Annotated in this window: 3 protein-coding genes; all 3 read left to right on the forward strand. The window is 60.0% G+C overall.

Going from position 1 to position 2875, the window contains the following annotated elements:
- The coding region (locus HLUSI_RS0125245) for an ABC transporter substrate-binding protein (protein WP_016836579.1) at positions 1–649 on the forward strand (649 nt) is incomplete at its 5' end.
- Positions 650–824: 175 nt separating this feature from the next.
- The gene (locus HLUSI_RS0125250; RefSeq protein WP_016836580.1) at positions 825–1787 is read left to right on the forward strand and encodes a carbohydrate ABC transporter permease; all 963 of its coding nucleotides are present in this window, start codon (positions 825–827) and stop codon (positions 1785–1787) included.
- Positions 1777–2676 (forward strand): carbohydrate ABC transporter permease, encoded by a 900-nt coding sequence (locus HLUSI_RS0125255; protein ID WP_016836581.1) that lies wholly within the window; start codon positions 1777–1779, stop codon positions 2674–2676. Before HLUSI_RS0125250 ends, HLUSI_RS0125255 begins: the two co-directional genes overlap by 11 nt.
- Positions 2677–2875 lie beyond the last annotated feature (199 nt).

Raw genomic sequence — 2875 nt, forward strand, 5'->3', positions numbered from 1 at the left:
CGGCGGCGCCGACTTCTATCAGAAGGCGCTGGTGAAACTGGACCAGACAGCCTTGACCAGCGCCAACATGGTCAAGACCTTCGACACACTGGGCAAGATCAAGACCTACATCGACAAGGATTCCGCAGGCCGCGACTGGAACCTGGCAACTGCCATGGTCATCAACGGCAAGGCCGGCATGCAATTCATGGGCGACTGGGCCAAGGGCGAATTCACCACCGCCGGCAAGCAACCAGGCAAGGACTACCTGTGCGTGGCAGCACCGGGCACCGACAAGTCCTACACCTTCAACATCGACTCGATCGCCATGTTCAAGGTCAAGAATCCTGATTCGCAAAAGGCGCAACTGACCTTGGCAACCGCCATCATGAGCCCGGAATTCCAGGAAGTCTTCAACCTGAACAAGGGTTCGATTCCGGTCCGTCCTGATATCCCACGCGGCAAGTTCGACAGCTGCGCCACCAAGTCGATGGACGACTTCGCGACATCGAGCAAAGCCAACACCCTGGAGCCAAGCATGGCCCACGGCATGGCCGTCAGCTCGGCAGCGCAAGGCGCGATGTTCGACGTGATTGCCAAGTTCATGAACTCCAACATGACTTCGCAAGCCGCCGTGCAAGCCCTGGCCAAAGCAGCCAAGACTCAGTAAGCAATAAGACGTAAATCAAAAGCAGTGTAATAAGGCCTGTTCCGCAGCACGCTCCGGCGTGCTTGCGAACAGGGTATTTACGGGGCGGGCGCAGCGGTCGGGCGCCCATCGTCGTGAAAGGCCGGCAAGATTATCCAGCCGGTTTCGCGATATTCCCCGGGTTCAGGAGACATGCATGTCCAACTCAACAGTTTCCCTGTCGTCGACTAGTTCGAGCGCTGCCGGCAAGCCCGCGCGTAGAAATGGCCGCAGTGGAAAATTCGCCGCGCTGGCCGACAACTGGCTGCCGCGCCTGGTCTTATCACCGACCATCATTTTCTCGCTGGTCTTTGTCTACGGCTTCATCGCGCTCACCGGCTATCTGTCGCTGACCAATTCGCGCCTGATGCCCAACTACACATTCGCCGGCTTCGATCAATACACCCGACTGTTCGCACTCGACCGCTGGTGGACTGCCGCCAGCAACCTGGGCATCTTCGGCGGCCTGTTCATCCTGCTGTGCCTGGGCATCGGCCTGTTCATGGCGATCCTGCTGGACCAGAAGATCCGTGCCGAAGGCGCACTGCGCGCCGTCTACCTGTATCCGATGGCGCTGTCCTTCATCGTCACCGGCGCCGCCTGGAAATGGATTCTCAATCCCGGCCTCGGCCTGGAAAAAATGATGCATGACTGGGGCTTCGCCAACTTCAGCTTCGACTGGCTGGTCAACTCCGACATGGCGATCTACACCGTCGTCATCGCCGGCGTGTGGCAGTCGTCGGGGTTTGTGATGGCGCTGTTCCTGGCCGGCCTGCGCGGCATCGACGACGCCATCATCAAGGCCGCGATGGTCGACGGCGCCAGCTTGCCGACCATCTATCGCCGCATCGTCATCCCGGCGCTGCGCCCGGTGTTCTTCAGCGTGCTGCTGGTGCTCGGCCACATCGCGATCAAGAGCTTCGACCTGGTGATGGCATTGACCGCAGGCGGACCCGGCACCTCGTCGGACTTGCCGGCGATCTTCATGTATCAGTTCTCCTTCACGCGCGGACAGCTCGGCCTCGGCGCCGCTTCCGCCGTGATGATGTTGGCGACCGTGCTGGCCGTGCTGGTGCCTTTGATGTATCTGGAAACGAAAGGAACCCGCAATGGCCGTTGATACTTTTGCTCCCAAGGGCAATCCCAACCAGGAGCGTCAGCCGCTGACCATCGGCCGCGTGCTGATCTATGTCTTGCTGGTGCTGGTGGCGTTGTACTACCTCGCGCCGCTGTACGTGATGATCACCACCTCGCTGAAGTCGCTCGACGAAATCCGCACCAGCAATCTGCTGGCGCTGCCGATGGCGCCGACCACCGCCGCCTGGGGCAAAGCCTGGGACAGCGCCTGCACCGGCGTCGACTGCGGCGGCCTCGCGCCGTTCTTCTGGAACTCGATTAAGATGACCATCCCGGCCGTGCTGATCTCCACCCTGATCGGCTCGCTCAACGGCTACGTGCTGGCGCACTGGCGCTTCCGTGGATCAGAGGCGCTGTTCGCCGGACTGATGGTCGGCTGCTTCATCCCGTTCCAGGTAGTGATCCTGCCGATGGCGCGTCTTCTGGGCATGTTCGACCTGGCCAATACGACGCCGGGCCTGATCTTCGTCCACATCGTCTACGGCATCGCGTTCACCACGCTGTTCTTCCGCAATTACTACGTGACCGTGCCGGAAGAACTGGTCAAGGCGGCGCGCATCGACGGCGCAGGATTCTTCCTGACCTACCGCAAGATCATCTTCCCGCTGTCGCTGCCGATTTTCATGGTGTGCTTCATCTGGCAGTTCACGCAGATCTGGAACGACTTCCTGTTCGGCGTGGTGTTCGGCGGCTCGGATGCAAAACCGGTGACCGTGGCGCTCAACAACCTGGTCAATACCTCGACCGGCGTGACCGAGTACAACGTCAACATGGCGGCGGCGATCATCGCGGCATTACCGACCTTGCTGGTGTATATCCTCGCAGGTAAATACTTTGTCCGCGGCCTGACAGCAGGCGCCGTCAAGGGTTAAGCAGTTCAAGACAAGAATTCATGGAGAAGTAGAGAATGGCAAGCTTATCAATTCGCAACGTACGCAAGGTCTATCCGAACGGTAACGAAGTCCTCAAGGGCATCGACCTCGAAATCGAAGATGGCCAGTTCCTGATCCTGGTCGGCGGCTCCGGCTGCGGCAAGTCGAACGCTTCCACGAAGTCTTCGCCGCCTCGCGT

It is taken from the genome of Herbaspirillum lusitanum P6-12, from assembly GCF_000256565.1.
Classification (GTDB): domain Bacteria; phylum Pseudomonadota; class Gammaproteobacteria; order Burkholderiales; family Burkholderiaceae_D; genus Herbaspirillum; species Herbaspirillum lusitanum.